Below are 15,831 nucleotides of genomic sequence, written 5' to 3' on the forward strand. Positions count from 1 at the left end.
CGGCGCGTGCGGGGCCTTCGGGACGTGCGGCACGGCGGGGGGCCTGGAGTCCTGTTTCCTGGACTCGCTGACGGTGACGAGCTTCTTCGGCAACGCCGAGATGCGCGCGGTGTTCGACGACCGCGGCCTCATGCAGTCGTGGCTGGACGTGGAGGCGGGCCTGGCCCGCGCGCAGGCCGGGCTCGGGATCGTCCCCACCGCCGCCGCCGACCGGATCACCGCGACGGCGCGGGTGGACCGGCTGGACCTGACGGCGCTGCGTGCCGCGGCGCGCCGGACCGTGCATCCGCTGGTCCCGCTGGTCAGAGCGCTGGCCGAGGCGTGCGGGGAGGAAGCGGGGGGCTATGTGCACCTCGGCGCGACCACGCAGGACGTGATGGACACCGGGTTCGTGCTGCGCGCGCGCCAGGGCCTGGACATCGTGGGACGGCAGGTCGGCGAGCTGGTCCGGCTGCTGCGGCGGCTCGCGCTGCGCCACCGCGACACCCCGATGGCGGCCCGCACCCACGGCCAGCAGGCGCTGCCGACGACGTTCGGCCTGCGGTGCGCGGTGTGGCAGAGCGAACTGCAGCGGCACCGCGACCGGCTCGCCGAGATGACGCCGCGGCTGCTGGTGACCAGCATGGGTGGCGCGGCGGGGACCATGGCGGGGTACGGGCCGAAGGCGTTCGCGCTGGAGGCGGCGCTCGCCGGCGAGCTCGGGCTGACCCCGGCGCGGGTCCCCTGGCACTCGGCTCCGGACCGGTTCGCCGAGTGCGTGACCGTGCTCGCGCTGATCGCCGCGACCGCCGAGAAACTCGCCAGAGAGGTGTACTTCCTCGGCCGCACCGAGATCGGCGAGGCGGGGGAGCCGCAGGGGGACGGTCAGGTCGGCAGCAGCACCATGCCGCACAAGCGCAACCCGATCAGATGCGAGGCCGTGATCGCCGCGGCGACGACGCTGCGCGCGCAGGTGCCGGTGGCGTTCGGCGCGATGGTCGCGCAGGACGACCGCGACATGGGGGTCGGCATGACCCTGTGGAAGCTGCTGCCGGAGTGCTTCATCCTCATCGGCGGCGCGCTGGAACGGCTCATCGAGGTAGTCGCCGGTCTGCACGTCGACACGGCGCGGATGCGCGCCAACCTGGACGTCACCGGGGGCCTCGTGCTGTCGGAGGCCGTCATGCTCCGGCTGGCCCCGCGCCTCGGCAGGGAACGGGCCCACTCCCTGGTGCACCGGATCGTGCGCGAAGGGCTGGAACGTGACATCCCCTTCGCCGCCATGCTGCGGACCGACCCCGAGGTGACGGCGGCCCTCGACACCGGCGAGCTGGAACGCCTGCTGGACCCGCTCTCGTACGTAGGCCACGCCGCGGCCCTGGTGGACCGCGCGCTGCTCGACTCGGAGACCCCATGAACGCACAGAACGCGCGGCCGACGGTCACGCTGACCGTCGAGAACCGGGTGGCGACCGTCACGCTGGCACGGCCGGCGCGGCGCAACTCGTTCGACCTGGACATGCTCGCCTGTTTCGAGGACGTCCTGCACCGGCTCGGCCGCGCGGACGGCGTCGAGGTGGTGCTGCTCACCGGGGAGGGCCCGGCGTTCTGCGCGGGGACCGACCTGGACGAGCTCGCGAAGCTGGACCCGGCGACCACGCTGCGCGTCCAGCACCGCACGGCGGACCTGGTGGAACGCTGGCACCGGCTGGAGCAGACCACGGTGACCGCGTTCAACGGCCCGGCCATCGGCTCAGGCGCCGTGCTCGGTCTGGCGTCCGACCTGCGGATCGCCGCCGCCACGACGTTCTTCGCCTTCCCCGAGGTGAGCTTCGGCATCCCGCTGACCTGGAGCGGCATGGCGATCCTCGCCGACCTCGCCGGCGCCGACCGCGCCAAACGCTGGGTCATGCTGGGGGACCGCCTCGACCGTGAGGAACTGCTGCGGCACGACCTCGTCATGTCGGTCGTCCCCGCCGACGGCCTGGCCGGCGCCGCCGCGCGGCTCGTCGACCGGCTGCTCGCCGACCCGCCGCTCGGCCGGGCCATGACCAAACGCGCCGCGCGGCTCGCGGGCCCCCGCTTCGAGGCCGTCGCCGCCGACCCCTACCTCGGCGCGCTCGGCGTGGCCCTGCGTCCCGGCGGCGCCTACCCCAAGGGGGGCCGGTGAGGGCCTACGAGGCGCTGGCCGACGAGCTGGTGGCGCACGGCGTCGACACGGTCTTCGGCCTCATGGGTGACGCCAACATGTTCCTGATCGCGGACCTCGTCGAACGGCACGGCGTGCGGTACGTGGCGGCGCGGACCGAAGGCGGCGCGGTGATGATGGCCGACGGGTACGCGCGCGTGACCGGCAGGACCGGTGTCGCGACCGTCACTCAGGGGCCGGGGCTGGCGAGCGCAGGCAACGCGCTGACCGTCGCGCGGCACGCGCGCACCCCGCTGCTGCTGGTCGCGGGGGACACCCCGGCCGAGGACCCGCTGCACGTGCAGAACTTCGACCAGGCGCCGTTCGCGCGCGCCACGGCCGGCCGGGAGATCACGGTCGCGGCGCCGCGCACCGTCCGCCGCGACACCGCACGCGCGCTGCGCGCCGCCGCCGAGCACCCCGGGCCGGTCGTGCTCAACGCCGGCATGGACCTGCAGGACACCGAGGTGGACCCGGCCGGCCTGCTGCCTGCCGCTCGCCGGCCGGTGTCCGCCGCGCCACCGGTGCCACCGGACCCCGAAGGCCTGGCCCGCCTCGCGGACGCGCTGCGCGCGGCGCGCCGTCCGGTGCTGCTCGCCGGACGCGGGGCCGAGGCCGCGCGCGGCGAACTGGTGGAGCTCGCCGACCACGCAGGCGCGATGCTCGCCACCACGGTCATGGCCGCCGGCCTGTTCGCCGGACATCCCTACCACCTCGGCGTGGCCGGGGGCCTGGCCAGGCCGCTCACCCGTGAGGTGCTGGCCGAGGCGGACCTCGTCGCCGCGTTCGGCGCCGGCGTCAACCGGTGGACCACCGACCACGGCGCGCTGTTCCCCCGCGCGACGCTGGCCGCCGTGGACCGCTCCGCCGAGGCGCTCGGCGCGCGCTGGCCGGTGGACATCGCCGTGCTCGGCGACGCCGCGACGGCGGCGCGGGCCCTGCGCGCGGAGACGGCCGCCGGTGGACGTCCGCTGTGGCGCACCGAGGAGCTGGCGGCGCGGATCGCGTCCGCCGGCCCGTTCGCCGGGATCACGTACGCCGCCGAGGACGGCAGGATCGACCCGCGCGCGTTCATGGAGATCTGCGCGAGGCGGCTGCCGCGCGATCGCACGACGGTCGTCGGGGTCGGCCAGTTCGGCGGATGGCCGAACCTGTTCCTCGACTCACCCGCCGTGGACCGGGCCTTCGTCGCGCCGTGGGACTTCGGCAGCATCGGCGTCGGGGTGCCGTTCGGCATCGGCGCCGCCGTGGGACGGCCCGGCCGGCCGGTCGTCGTGTTCGAGGGGGACGGCAGCCTGCTGACCGTGCTCGGCGAGCTCGACACCCTGGCGAGGACCGGCGCGCCGGTCCTCGTCGTGGTGCTCGACGACGGCGCGTACGGCGCCGAGGTGCGCAAACTCGCGCCGCGCGGCGCGGACACCGGTCTCGCGACGTTCCCGGGACGCGACCTGGCCGCCGTGGCGCAGGCGCTCGGCGTACCGGCGCATGTGGTGTGCGACGCGGAGTCCGCCGAGCGGGCCTTCGACGCGTCGCCGGCCGGTCCGGTGCTGATGCAGGTGAAGGTGGCGCGTGGTGTGGTCCAGCGGCACTTCTGAGCGAGGGTCAGCTGCCCCAGATGTCGCCGACTCCGTACCCGAGCTGGACCGACAGCTCACCGGCGGTGACGGTCGCGGCGGAGACCAGCTCCTTGACCCGGTCGTCGGTGAGCCGGAAGATCGGCCCGGAGACGCTGATCGAGGCGGTGACGGCCCCGTGCCGGTCGCGGACCGGCACGGCGATGACGCGCAGCCCTTCCTCGCTCTCCTGGTCGTTGAGAGCCCAGCCGCGCTCGCGGACCTCGGCGAGCATGCCGAGGAACTCCTCGATGTCACCGGCGGTGCTCGGCGTGAGCCGGGTCCACCTCGCCGGCGCGAGCAGCGCGCGGACCGCGTCGTCGTCCAGGTCGGTCAGCAGGACTTTGCCGGCGGCGCTGCACCACAACGGGATGCGCCGGCCGAGCCGCGACACCAGTTGCAAGGTGTGCGTGCCGGGGACCACGTCGATGGAGATGGCGTCCATGCCTTCGCGCAGCGCGAGGTTCACCGACTCGCCGGTCCGCTCGGCCAGCTCGCGCAGCAACGGCCGGGCCATGGCGTGCACGTCGAGCCCCGCGAGGTAACGCGCGCCGAGGTCGAACACCGTGACACCGAGCCGGTAGCCGCCGGTCTCCTCGTTGCGCCGCAGGAATCCGGCGTCGGTGAGCGCGCGGAACAGCCTGCTCGCCGTCGATTTGTGCAGGCCGAGCTCCCTGCTCACGTCGCTGACCTTGCGCTCGGGGGTGTCCCGGTGGAAGGCCAGCAGGATGCTCAGGGCCCGGTCCAGCGCCTGCGTGCCGGAGTCCCTGACCGGTTCGGCCGTCATGTCTGTGCGCCACCTCTCTTTGGTATGGTTCATATTATAGAGCTAGACCCACATTATGAAACAACTAGGAATCCGCAACCGCCGGGACGACCCCTGTGAGGCCGTGTATGACGCTGAACCCGATCGATCTGGAGGTCGTGACCGAGGGTCTGATCTCGATTGTCCGCGAGATGCGGCAGACCATCTTCCGCACGGCGCACTCCCCGGTCATCGCCGAGGCGCAGGACTTCTCCTGCGCGCTGTTCGGCCCCGGCGGCGAGATGGTCGCGCAGGGCCGCGACATGCCGGGCCACGTGATCGCGATGCCGGCCTCCGTGGCCGAGATCCTCGCCGACTTCCGCGCCGGGATGCGTCCCGGCGACCTCTACATGGTCAACGACCCCTACCGCGGCGGCAGCCACCTCAACGACGTCACCCTCATGGCGCCGGTGTTCGTCGGCGACGAGCTGTTCGTGTTCCCCTGCGTGCGGATGCACTGGGCCGACATCGGCGGCATGACCCCCGGCAGCGTCTCCGGCCAGGCCACCGAGATCCTCCAGGAAGGCATGCGCGTGCCGCCGATCCGCCTGATGGAGGCCGGCGAGGAGAACGCCGCGGCGTACAGCATCCTGTTCGCCAACGTCCGCATGGCCGACGAGCGCCGCGGCGACCTCGCGTCGTGCGTGGCCGCCTGCCGCACCGCCGAGCGCCGCCTGCGCGAGATGGTGGAGCGGTACGGCGCGGACGCGGTGCTCGACTGCGTGACGGCCAACATGGCCCGCACCGAGGCCCGCCTGCGCGACCGGATCGGCGACCTCGCCGACGGCACCTACCACTACGAGGACTACCTCGACCTCTACACCGACGGACGGTACGACGCCGCGCTCGTCCGCTGCGCGCTCACCGTCGAAGGCGACCAGATCACCGCCGACTTCCGCGGCTCCTCCCCGCAGGTCGCCGCCGTCGTCAACTCCTCGCTCGCGATGACCACCGCCGGGGTCTTCATCGCCGTCAAGTCGGCGCTCGACCCCGGCGGCATGGTGAACCACGGCGCGTTCCGGCCCCTCACCGTCGTCACCGACCCCGGCACCGTCGTGCACGTGACCTACCCCGCGCCGGCCAACGCGCACAGCGAGGTGCGCAAACGCGTCATCTCGGCGGTGATGGCGGCACTCAGCCAGGTCGCGCCGGACCTGGTCGCCGCCGACCAGTTCGGCACGACGTTCCAGAACCTCATCGGCGGCGTCGACGCCGGACGGCCCTACCTGTACTACGACTACCCGGCAGGCGGCAACGGCGGCTACCTGGAGTCCGACGGCCCGAGCGCGATGAACCCGGTCGACCTCGGCGACATCTCCACCATCCAGTCGGTGGAACGCCTGGAGAGCGAGATCCCGATCCTGGTGGAGGCGTGCGAGCTGCGGCCCGGCTCGGGAGGCGACGGCCTGCGCCGCGGCGGCCTCGGCACCCGCAGAGCCACCCGCCTGCTCGCCGGCTCCGGCTCCTACTCGGTGCAGACCGACCGCACCACCGTCCCGCCGTACGGCCTGGCGCTCGGCGGCCCCGGAGCCCCCACCGGCACCCACATCCTGCGCGACGGCGAGCGGATCGACTTCGACACCCCCGGCAAGGTCGCCGGGTACCCGATGCGGCGCGGCGACGTGCTGGTGATGGAGTCGGCCGGCGGTGGCGGCTTCGGCGACCCCCTCGACCGCGACCCAGCCGCGGTCGCCGCGGACGTGGCCGAGGGCTACCTCGACGAGGCCGCGGCGCGCGACCGCTACGGCGTCGTGCTGACCGGCGGCGAACCCGACGCGACCGCGACCGGCCAGGCCAGGCAGGAGTCGCGCGCCGCACGCCGGCGGCTGCCGGTCGCCGGCGGGGACCGTCCCGCCTACACCGGCGTACGCGGCAGGCGGCGCCTCGCGCGCACGGCCCCCGGCGGCGGGCTCGCCGACGGCACCCTGGTCGAACTGCACGGCCGCAACCCCGCGCCGCTGCGCGCCTGGATCGGCCACGACCCCGGCGTGCCGGCCGGCCTGATCACCCTCGACGACGACGCGCTGCGCATCCTCGGCCTCGGCGAGGGGGAACCCGCCGACGTCCGGGTGCTCGCGGACCCCGGCACAGGAGGCGCACGATGAGCAAGGTCTTCCGGCTCCCCGCACCCGGCGGCACCCACGGCCGCAGGCCGGCCCCCGCCACCACGCCGTCCCCGTCCGTGCCGTCGTCCCGTGGCCGCGCCGGGATCGTGGCCGGCTACCTCAGCCCTCATCCGCCGCACCTGGTGTACGCCGAGAACCCGCCGCAGAACGAGCCGCGCTCCGAAGGCGGCTGGGAGACGCTGCGCTGGGCCTACGACCGGCTGCGCAGGCGGATCAAGGAGGTGCACCGGCCGGACACGCTGATCGTGCACGCGCCGCACTGGATCACCATGGTCGGCCACCACGTCAACTGCGCGCCGAACCCCAAAGGCGTCTCGGTCGAGCCGATCTTCCCGCACCTGTTCCGCTACCACTACGACTTCCGTACCGACGTGCCGCTGGCCGAGGCCATCGCCGACGAGGCCGAGGGCCTGGGCCTCGTCACCAGCCGGATGCGCGACCCCGATGTGCGGGTCGACTACGCCACCATCGGCGCGCTCCACATGGTCAACCCCGACTGGGACATCCCCGTGGTGTCGCTGTCGGCCAACAACAACCCCTACTTCTACTCCGACGCGTCGCTCGGCGACATGGAGGTCCTCGGCGAGGCGACCCGCCGCGCCGTCGAGCGCACCGGCCGCCGCGCCGTGCTGCTCGGGTCCAACTCGCTGTCGCACCTGCACTGGCACGAGGAACCCGAGCTCCCCGAGGACATGGAGCGCGAGCACCCCTACAACAACCACCAGTACCGCTGGGACATGAAGCTGCTCGAAGCCATCAGGCGCGGCCCCACCGCGCCGCTCAAGGAGCTGATCTCCGAGCACATCGAGGCCACCGCCTCGGAGACCAAGGCCGGCAGCCTCACCTGGCTGCTCGCCGCCATGGGCTGGCCGCGGGTCCCCGGCGACGTCCTCGGGTACGGCACGATCATCGGCACCGGCAACGCCGTCGTCGAGTGGACACCTGAGGAGGACCACCATGGCTGAGCCGGCCGGCGTCGTCGCCGCCGCGATGCTGCCAGGCATGCCGCACCTGCTCGCCGCCGACCAGGCCCCCTCGTGGGCCGAGCTCGCCGGCGCCGCGCGCGAGGTCGGCGACCGGCTGCGCGCGCTGCGGCCCGACGTGGTGCTGCTGCTGTCCACCCAGTGGTTCACCGTGCTCGGCCACCAGTTCCAGTGCGACCCGCGCGTGTCGGGCCGGCACACCGACGAGAACTGGTACGCCTACGACTACGGTCACCTGGAGTACGACCTGCGGTTCGACGTGCCGTTCACCGAGCGGTGGGCCGGCGCCGTGGACGCGCGCGGCATGCAGGCCCGCCGCACCCGCTACGCCGGGTTCCCCATCGACACCGGTCTCATCGTGGCGTCCGCGCTGCTCGACCCGCGCCACGAGCTGCCGCTCGCGCAGGTCTCCTGCAACCTGTACGCCGGGCCGGAGACCCTCGCCGAGGTCGGCGCGGCCGGCGCGCGGGCCGCGCGGGACGCCGGGCTGCGTGCCGCCGTGGTCGTGGTCACCGGCCTGTCGTCCGGGCTGATCCAGCAGTGGATCGAGCCGCGTGAGGACCGGATCGCCGACCCCGCGCACGACCGGTGGAACACCCGGATGCTCGGCCTGCTCACCGAGGGCCGCACCGACGAGGCGCTCGCGCTGCGCGAGGACTTCGCGCGGCAGGCCCTCGCCGACAGCCAGTTCCGCGCCTTCGCCTTCCTCGACGGCGCCGGTGGCGCCTGTGGACCGGCACACCTGCACGCCTACGGCCCGGTGTGGGGGACCGGCGGCGCGGTCCTGTCCTGGAACCTGACCTGATCTGGCGATCCCTACAACACACTCCTGGAGGTTCAGTGCCGAACATGGCGGCGGGATTCGTGGAAGCCGAAGGCTTCGTCCCGATTTTCGATGCGGTGGACGCGATGGTGAAGGCCACCGAGGTCGAGGTGACCGGCGTGGTCCGGCTCGGCGGCGGCATCGTCGCGGTGGCCGTACGTGGTGACCTCGCCACCGTCGAGGAGGCGGTGGACCTCGGCGAGCAGGTCGCCGCGGCCAAGGCGGGCCGCTCGGTCCGTTCCATCGTCTTCGCCAGCCCGTGCGACGCCGTCTCGGCGCTCGCCGTGGACCCCCGGCTGCTCGGCAGCTAGCGGGGACCCGCTCCAGCAAGAAGGAGAGATCACGATGTCCAGTGACAAGGCGATCGGCATCGTCGAGACCCGCGGCGTGGTGGCGCTGTCCGCCGGGATCGAAGCCATGATCAAGACGGCGGACGTGCAGTGCGTCGCCGTGGAGCGCGTGACCAGCGGCTACCTCGCCGCGGCCGTGCAGGGCACCCTGGCCGCCGTGCGCCAGGCCGTCGCGGCCGGTGAGGCCGCCATCCGGCAGCACGGCGAGCTGCGCAGCTCGCAGGTCTACCCAAAGCCCGACCCCGTGACCGCCGCGCTGCTCGACGACCCCCAGCCGTCGCGGATCCGCGAGGTCATGGCCGGGCTCCCCGGAGCGGCACGGTGATCATCGCCGACGTGGTCGGCAAGGTCTGGCCCGACCGCGTCCTTGAGTCCCTGCGGGGACGGCGGCTGGTGCTCGTCCGTGAGCGGCCCGCCGGCCCCGACCGGGTGGCCGTCGACCTGCTCAACGCCGGCATCGGGACCACTGTGCTGGTGGCGACCGATGAGGCGGCCGCCGCGGCCACCGGCGAGCCGGCCTGCGACGCCGCCGTCGTCGCACTGGTCGCCGACCCGGCCCCGGGAGGCACGCGATGACCGTCACCACCCTCGATCCGGGGCTCATGGCCGGCCGCCGCGCCGGGCCCGCCGGCGAGCTGCGCAACTACGTCGGCGGCCGGTTCGTCTCCGGCGAGGGGTTCTTCGAGAAGGCGAGCCCCGTCACCGGCGAGGTCATCTGGCGGGTGGCCGAGGCCGGCGCGTCCACGGTGGACGCCGCCGTCACCGCGGCCCGCGCGGCGCTGCGCGGCCCCTGGGGGAGGACCGGCGAGCAGGAGCGCGCCGCCGTGCTCCGCAGGATCGCCGCCGAGCTGGAGCGCAGGTTCGACGATCTGGTCACGGCCGAGGTCGCCGACACCGGCAAGTCCATCACGCAGGCCCGCACGCTGGACATCCCGAGAGGCGCGGCCAACTTCCGCGCGTTCGCCGACATCATCGCCGCCACCCCCGGTGAGACGTTCACCACGGTGACGCCGGCCGGGGGACGCGCGCTCAACTACACGGTGCGCAAACCCGCCGGCGTGGTGGCGATCGTGGTGCCGTGGAACCTGCCGTTGCTGCTGCTCACCTGGAAGGTCGCACCGGCGCTCGCCTGCGGCAACGCCGTGGTCGTCAAGCCGTCGGAGGAGACCCCGGGGTCGGCGACGCTGCTCGCCGAGGTCATGGCCGCCGCCGGTGTGCCGGACGGGGTGTTCAACCTCGTGCACGGCTTCGGTCCGGGATCGGCGGGGGAGCACCTGACGCGGCACCCCGGGGTGGACGCGATCACCTTCACCGGCGAGTCGGCGACCGGCAGCGCGATCATGCGCGCGGCGGCCGACGGGGTCAAGGCCGTGTCGTTCGAGCTCGGCGGCAAGAACGCCGGGGTCGTGTTCGCCGACGCCGACCTCGACGCCGCCGTCGAGGGGTCGGTGCGGTCGTCGTTCACCAACGGCGGCCAGGTGTGCCTGTGCACCGAGCGCCTGTACGTGCAGCGGCCGGTGTTCGAGGAGTTCACCGAGCGGCTGGCCCGGCGCGCGGCGGAACTGTCGTTCGGGTGGCCCGCCGACGAGGCGGCCGTGATGATGCCGATGATCTCGGCGGCGCACCGCGAGAAGGTCCTCGGTCACTACCGGCTGGCCCGTGAGGAAGGCGCGCAGGTGCTCACCGGCGGCGACGTGCCGGTGTTCGGCGACGCGCGGGACGGCGGCGCGTACGTCCGGCCGACCGTGCTCACCGGTCTCGGACCCGATGCGAGGACCAACCGTGAGGAGATCTTCGGGCCGGTGTGCCACATCGCGCCGTTCGACGACGCCGACGAGGCGTTCGCGCTGGCCAACGACAGTCAGTACGGCCTCGCCGCCACCGTGTGGACGCGTGACCTCACCACGGCGCACCAGGCCGGCCGGGTCCTCGACGCCGGGCTGGTCTGGGTCAACACGTGGTTCGTCCGCGACCTGCGCACCCCGTTCGGCGGGGTGAAGGCATCAGGCGTCGGCCGTGAAGGCGGCACGCATTCCCTCGCCTTCTACTCCGAGCTCACCAACGTCTGCGTCGACCTGGGGGAGACCACGTGATCAGCGAATTCGCGGCACTGCTGGACGAGGCGGCCCGTACCGCCACCCCGGTACCGGGCCGCGCCGACCGGCCGGATTTGGACCTGGACACGGCCTACGACGTGCAGGCCGCGTCGGTGGGGCTGCGGCTGGCGCGGGGTGAGCGGCCGGCCGGGGTCAAGATGGGCTTCACCAGCGAGGCCAAGATGCGGCAGATGGGGGTGAACGAGATGATCTGGGGCCGCCTCACCGACGCCATGCGCGTCGAGGACGGCGGCACGTTCGGCGTCGGCGCGCACATCCACCCGCGCGCCGAGCCCGAGATCGCGTTCCGGCTCGCACGCGCCCCCGGGCCCGGTGCGGATCCCGCCGCCGTGGTCGAGGCGGTGGCCCCGGCCATCGAGATCATCAACTCGCGGTACGTCGACTTCCGGTTCACCGTGCCGGAGGTGATCGCCGACAACGCCTCCGCCGCCGCGTTCGTCGTTGGTCCCTGGGTCCCGCTCACCGGACCGCTGGACGATCTGGACGTCGTGCTGGAGATCGACGGCGAGCCCGCGCAGAAGGGCTCCACCGCGGCCATCCTCGGCGACCCGCTGCGCGCGCTGACGGAGGCGTTCGACCTCACCGCGCGGCGCGGGCTGCGCCTGTCGGCCGGCGACATCGTGCTCGCCGGCGCGGCCACCGCGGCGGTCCCGGTACGGCCCGGCAGCCGCGTACGCGCACGGGTGGCGGGCCTCGGCTCCGCCGGTTTCACGGCCGTGCCGTGAGCGGCGGCCTGGTCCCCGGCAAGGCGACCCCCCGTGGCAGGTTCCCGCACGTCAAGGTCGCGGGCCGGCTGGTGTTCGTCTCCGGGACGAGCAGCCGCCGGCCGGACGACACCATCGAAGGCGCGCGCGTGGACGCGCTCGGCACCACCGACCTGGACATCCGCGTCCAGACCCGGGCCGTGATCGAGAACATCCGCGACATCCTGCGCTCCGTCGGCGCCGATCTCCCCGACTTGACGCAGGTCACGACATATCTGGTCTCCATGAACGACTTCGGCGGCTACAACGAGGTCTACGCCGGGTACTTCGACGAGTCGGGGCCGACGCGGACCACCGTCGCCGTCCACCAGCTACCGCACCCCCACCTGCTGATCGAGATGCAGGCGATCGCGGTGCTGCCGGAGGACTGAGAAGCCACCGGAAGGGGGCCGCGCCGCGGCCCCCACCGGCGCCTCTCAGACGGCGGCGCGTTCGCGTTCGGCGACGAGCTGCAGCGCCACGTCGATGATCATGTCCTCCTGGCCGCCGACGTACCCGGCCTCGCCGACCCGCTGCAGGATCTCGTGCGCGGGGACCCCGTACCGCTCGGCGGCGCGTTCGGCGTGCAGCAGGAAACTGGAGTACACCCCCGCGTACCCCTGCGTGATGGACGAACGGTCCGCGAACGGCAGGCGGTGCAGGAACGGCTTGACGACGTCCTCGGCCGCGGCGAGGGCACCCTGCACGTCCACGCCGGTGGGGATGCCGAGCCGTTCGAACGTGGCCGCCAGCACCTCGGTGGGGGAGTTGCCGGCGCCGGCCCCGAGCGCGCACAGCGCGCCGTCGATCTGCCTGGCGCCGTTCTGCGCGGCCAGCACGGAGTTGGCGACGCCGAGCGACAGGTTCTGGTGGCCGTGGAAGCCGACCTGCGCCTCGTGGCCGATCTCGGCGACCAGCGCCGTGATCCGGTCCTGCGCCTCACCGAGCACCAGAGCGCCGGCCGAGTCGACCACGTACACGCACTGCGCGCCGCCGTCCACCATGATCCGGGCCTGTGCGGCGAGCTCGGCGGGGCCGATCCGGTGCGACAGCATCAGGAAGCCGACGGTCTCCATGCCGAGTTCGCGCGCGGCGGCGAAGTGCTGGAGCGACACGTCGGCCTCGGTGCAGTGGGTGGCGATCCGCGCCACCGACGCGCCGGCCCCCTGAGCCCGCCGCAGGTCCTCCACCGTGCCGAGCCCCGGCAGCAGCAGCACGGCGATCCGCGCCTGCGTGGCCTCGTCCACCGCGGCGGCGACCAGGGAGATGTCGTCCTCGAGGGAGAAGCCGTAGTTGAACGACGAGCCGCCGAGGCCGTCGCCGTGGGTCACCTCGATGACCTCCACCCCGGCGCGGTCCAGCGCGTGCACCACGCCGCGCACCTGGCCCTCGGTGAAGCGGTGCGCCATGGCGTGGCTGCCGTCGCGCAGCGTCGAGTCGGTGATCCTGATCCGCTTCGGCGCGGTGTCCTGCGTGGCGGTCACGCGGCCACCTCCCTTTCTGCCAGCCGCTCACCCACGCGGGCCGCCGCGGCGGTCATGATGTCGAGGTTCCCGGCCCACGGCGGCAGGAAGTCGCCGTTGCCGCGGACCTCCAGGAACACCGCGACGCGCGCCATGCCGTTCCAGATGTCGCGCGGCGGGTCGAACTGCGGCTCGGCGCGCAACGTGTAACCCGGCACGTAGGCGGCGACCTCGGCGACCATCTGGTGCACCGACGCGGTGACGGCCTCGGTGTCGGCGTCGGCCGGCACGGCGCAGAACACGGTGTCCCGCATGATCATGGGTGGGGTGACCGGGTTGAGGATGATGATGGCCTTGCCGCGCGCGGCCCCGCCGACCTGCTCGATGGCACGCGCGGTCGTCTCGGTGAACTCGTCGATGTTGGCCCGCGTCCCCGGGCCGGCCGAGCGGGAGGCGATGGAGGCGATGATCTCGGCGTAGGACACCGGCACGACCCGCGAGACGGCGTGCACGATCGGGATGGTCGCCTGGCCGCCGCACGTGATCATGTTGAGGTTCGGCACACCGGACAGCGAGTCCAGGTTGACCGGGGGGCAGACGAACGGGCCCACGGCGGCGGGGGTGAGGTCGATCGCGGTGATCCCGGCCTCGGCGTACCGCGGCGCGTTGGCGAGGTGCGCCTTCGCCGAGGTCGCCTCGAACACCAGGTCAGGCAGCCGGTCCTGCGCCAGCAGCCAGTCGACCCCCTCGGCCGACGCGGGGACGCCGAGGTCACGGGCCCGCGCCAGGCCGTCGGACGCGGGGTCGACCCCCACCATGGAGTGGACCTCGACGACGTCGCCGCGCAGCAGCTTGACCAGCAGGTCGGTGCCGATGTTGCCGGGCCCGACGATGGCGGCGCTGAGGCGGCTCACCGGGCCTCCCCGGCGAAGCGCGCGGTGACCGACCCGATGCCGGCGAACGTCGCGGTCACGGTGTCCCCGGCGGTCACCGGGATCGCCGCGGTGATCGACCCCGGCAGCACGACGTGGCCGGCCTCCAGGCTGACCCCGCGCTCGCCGAGCGTGTTGGCCAGCCACACCAGCGCGTTGACCGGCGAGCCGAGCACGGCCCCACCGGCGCCGGTCTGCTCCAGCACGCCGTTCCTGTGCAGCAGGCAGCCGGCCATGGCGAGGTCCAGCGCGTCCAGCCGGACCGGCCGGGTGCCGAGCACCACGCCGCCGCTGGAGGCGTTGTCGGCGATGGTGTCCGCCAGCGTGATCTTCCAGTCCGCGATGCGCGAGTCGATGATCTCCAGCGACGGCAGCACGAAGTCCACCGCGGACACGGCCTGCGCGGCGGTGACGCCGGGGCCCTTCAGCGGACGGCCGAGCACGAACGCGATCTCCGGCTCGATCCGCGGCTGGAGGAACCGGCCCGTGTCGATCGGCGCCGCGTCCAGATGGAACATCGAGCCGGTCAGGTGCCCGTAGTCGGGCTGGTCCACCCCCAGTTGGCGCTGCATGGCGGCCGAGGTCAGACCCACCTTGTGGCCCTTGATCACCTCTCCGCCGCCGGTCCACCTGTCCACCTGCGCGAGCTGGACCGCGTACGCGTCGGCGAGCGTGATGCCGGGATGGGTGACCGTGAGCGGTGCGATCGCGGTGCGCGTGGCGTACGCGTCGAGCAACGCGGCCGCGGCCTTCTCCACGGAACTCGCGTCCATGGGCTTCCTTTCGTCGTCCTCCATGTCGGACCCTGGCGCGTCACGACCCGGCCCGGCAACACCGCCGTCCCACGTGACGGGACGCGGCAGGTAAATTGACGCCATGTCACCCAAGGCCACCGACGAGAGCACCTACCTGCGGCGGGTGGTCGCGGTGCTGCGGGCCTTCCGCGCCGACGACGACGGCCTCGGCCCGGCCGAGCTGGCGAGGCGCACCGGCCTGCCGAAGTCCACCGCGCACCGCATCGCCGCCGACCTCGCCGAGACGGGTCTGCTCGAACGCCACGGCGCCGGGACACGCCTCGGCCTGACCCTGTTCGAGATCGGCCAGAAGGTCCCCCGCCAACGCGTCCTCCGCGACGCCGCACTGCCGTACATGTCCGACCTGCGCGAGGCCACCCGGCAGACCGTCCACCTCGCCGTCCTGGAGGGCCACGAGGTCGTCTACGTCGAGATCCTCCCCACCCCCGGCGGCCCCGACCTCCCCTCACGCGTCGGCGGCAGGCTCCCCGCCGTGGTCACCGGCGTCGGCAAGGCCATCCTCGCCTTCTCCCCCGAGAGCACCGTGCGCGCCGTCCTGGAACGCGGCCTCCCGCGCGTCAGCGAACGCAGCCTCACCGCACCAGGCGTTCTCACCCGCGAACTCGACCGCATCCGCACCGACGGCGTGGCCTACGACCGTGAGGAGTCGGGCCCCGGCATCGTCTGCGCCGCCAGCCCCGTCCTCGCCCCCGACGGCACCGCGCTCGCCGCGCTCTCGGTCTCCGGCTGGAGCACCCACATGCGCACCCGTCACACGGCCCCGGCCGTCCACACGGCGGCCCTGGCCCTGTCCCGTGCCCTCAGCGTGCCGGGCCGCGAGGACGCCGCGCGCTGATCGGGCCAGGTGGCCGGACGTCCGGCAGCCGCCGGCCCCTCCAGGGACCGGCGGCTGTGT

The 15,831-nt window shown here is 73.6% G+C and carries 17 protein-coding genes; 13 read left to right on the plus strand and 4 right to left on the minus strand.

Going from position 1 to position 15,831, the window contains the following annotated elements; all coding sequences use genetic code 11:
• Positions 1-73: 73 nt before the first annotated feature.
• Genes purB through BJ992_RS13635 form a run of 3 tightly spaced genes read left to right on the plus strand, consistent with a single transcriptional unit; the run spans position 74 to position 3,761 of the window.
• On the plus strand, positions 74-1,396 hold the full coding sequence (purB, locus tag BJ992_RS13625; RefSeq protein ID WP_221474800.1) for an adenylosuccinate lyase: 1,323 nt from the start codon (positions 74-76) through the stop codon (positions 1,394-1,396).
• Positions 1,393-2,148: an enoyl-CoA hydratase/isomerase family protein gene (locus BJ992_RS13630; protein ID WP_184980958.1), complete on the plus strand. Its 756-nt coding sequence runs from the start codon at positions 1,393-1,395 to the stop codon at positions 2,146-2,148. Before purB ends, BJ992_RS13630 begins: the two co-directional genes overlap by 4 nt.
• Entirely contained in the window at positions 2,145-3,761 is a 1,617-nt protein-coding gene (locus BJ992_RS13635; protein ID WP_184980960.1) for a thiamine pyrophosphate-binding protein, read from the plus strand. The genes BJ992_RS13630 and BJ992_RS13635 overlap by 4 nt, the downstream gene beginning before the upstream one ends.
• A gap of 7 nt (positions 3,762-3,768) precedes the next feature.
• On the opposite strand, the gene BJ992_RS13640 is transcribed toward BJ992_RS13635, so the two are convergent.
• Positions 3,769-4,566: an IclR family transcriptional regulator gene (locus BJ992_RS13640; RefSeq protein WP_221474801.1), complete on the minus strand. Its 798-nt coding sequence runs from the start codon at positions 4,564-4,566 to the stop codon at positions 3,769-3,771.
• Between the two features lie 107 nt (positions 4,567-4,673).
• Here BJ992_RS13640 and BJ992_RS13645 point away from each other — a divergent pair, with 107 nt between their 5' ends.
• From BJ992_RS13645 to BJ992_RS13685, 9 genes are read left to right on the plus strand one after another with little or no spacing between them, the layout of a single operon-like run.
• Positions 4,674-6,689: a hydantoinase B/oxoprolinase family protein gene (locus BJ992_RS13645; RefSeq protein ID WP_184980964.1), complete on the plus strand. Its 2,016-nt coding sequence runs from the start codon at positions 4,674-4,676 to the stop codon at positions 6,687-6,689.
• A complete protein-coding gene (locus tag BJ992_RS13650) occupies positions 6,686-7,675 on the plus strand; it encodes a DODA-type extradiol aromatic ring-opening family dioxygenase (protein ID WP_184980966.1) in 990 nt (329 codons plus the stop codon). The genes BJ992_RS13645 and BJ992_RS13650 overlap by 4 nt, the downstream gene beginning before the upstream one ends.
• Positions 7,668-8,498, plus strand: a complete 831-nt coding sequence (locus BJ992_RS13655; RefSeq protein ID WP_184980968.1) for a DODA-type extradiol aromatic ring-opening family dioxygenase — start codon at positions 7,668-7,670, stop codon at positions 8,496-8,498. Before BJ992_RS13650 ends, BJ992_RS13655 begins: the two co-directional genes overlap by 8 nt.
• 44 nt (positions 8,499-8,542) lie before the next feature.
• On the plus strand, positions 8,543-8,827 hold the full coding sequence (locus BJ992_RS13660; protein ID WP_246497236.1) for a BMC domain-containing protein: 285 nt from the start codon (positions 8,543-8,545) through the stop codon (positions 8,825-8,827).
• A 34-nt stretch (positions 8,828-8,861) separates the two neighbouring features.
• Positions 8,862-9,191, plus strand: coding sequence for a BMC domain-containing protein (locus BJ992_RS13665; protein WP_184980972.1), 330 nt, complete (start codon positions 8,862-8,864; stop codon positions 9,189-9,191).
• Complete coding sequence (locus BJ992_RS13670; protein ID WP_184980974.1) at positions 9,188-9,442, plus strand: EutN/CcmL family microcompartment protein; 255 nt, start codon at positions 9,188-9,190, stop codon at positions 9,440-9,442. Before BJ992_RS13665 ends, BJ992_RS13670 begins: the two co-directional genes overlap by 4 nt.
• Positions 9,439-10,959 carry a 2-hydroxymuconic semialdehyde dehydrogenase gene (locus tag BJ992_RS13675; protein WP_246496629.1) on the plus strand — a complete coding sequence of 507 codons (1,521 nt, stop codon included), beginning with the start codon at positions 9,439-9,441 and terminating at the stop codon, positions 10,957-10,959. Before BJ992_RS13670 ends, BJ992_RS13675 begins: the two co-directional genes overlap by 4 nt.
• Positions 10,956-11,708, plus strand: coding sequence for a 2-keto-4-pentenoate hydratase (locus BJ992_RS13680; protein ID WP_343072644.1), 753 nt, complete (start codon positions 10,956-10,958; stop codon positions 11,706-11,708). The genes BJ992_RS13675 and BJ992_RS13680 overlap by 4 nt, the downstream gene beginning before the upstream one ends.
• Positions 11,705-12,118 carry a RidA family protein gene (locus BJ992_RS13685; protein ID WP_343072645.1) on the plus strand — a complete coding sequence of 138 codons (414 nt, stop codon included), beginning with the start codon at positions 11,705-11,707 and terminating at the stop codon, positions 12,116-12,118. Before BJ992_RS13680 ends, BJ992_RS13685 begins: the two co-directional genes overlap by 4 nt.
• 45 nt (positions 12,119-12,163) lie before the next feature.
• Here the strand turns inward: BJ992_RS13685 and dmpG are convergent, their stop codons facing one another.
• The 3 genes from dmpG to BJ992_RS13700 are packed head-to-tail and all read right to left on the minus strand — an operon-like array spanning position 12,164 to position 14,894.
• Complete coding sequence (gene dmpG / locus BJ992_RS13690; RefSeq protein WP_184980976.1) at positions 12,164-13,210, minus strand: 4-hydroxy-2-oxovalerate aldolase; 1,047 nt, start codon at positions 13,208-13,210, stop codon at positions 12,164-12,166.
• Positions 13,207-14,103, minus strand: coding sequence for an acetaldehyde dehydrogenase (acetylating) (locus BJ992_RS13695; protein WP_184980978.1), 897 nt, complete (start codon positions 14,101-14,103; stop codon positions 13,207-13,209). The genes dmpG and BJ992_RS13695 overlap by 4 nt, the downstream gene beginning before the upstream one ends.
• The gene (locus BJ992_RS13700) at positions 14,100-14,894 is read right to left on the minus strand and encodes a 2-keto-4-pentenoate hydratase (RefSeq protein WP_184980980.1); all 795 of its coding nucleotides are present in this window, start codon (positions 14,892-14,894) and stop codon (positions 14,100-14,102) included. Before BJ992_RS13700 ends, BJ992_RS13695 begins: the two co-directional genes overlap by 4 nt.
• 103 nt (positions 14,895-14,997) lie before the next feature.
• Here BJ992_RS13700 and BJ992_RS13705 point away from each other — a divergent pair, with 103 nt between their 5' ends.
• The gene (locus BJ992_RS13705) at positions 14,998-15,771 is read left to right on the plus strand and encodes an IclR family transcriptional regulator (RefSeq protein WP_184980982.1); all 774 of its coding nucleotides are present in this window, start codon (positions 14,998-15,000) and stop codon (positions 15,769-15,771) included.
• Positions 15,772-15,831: the final 60 nt, after the last annotated feature.

Source organism: Sphaerisporangium rubeum, assembly GCF_014207705.1.
GTDB lineage: Bacteria > Actinomycetota > Actinomycetes > Streptosporangiales > Streptosporangiaceae > Sphaerisporangium > Sphaerisporangium rubeum.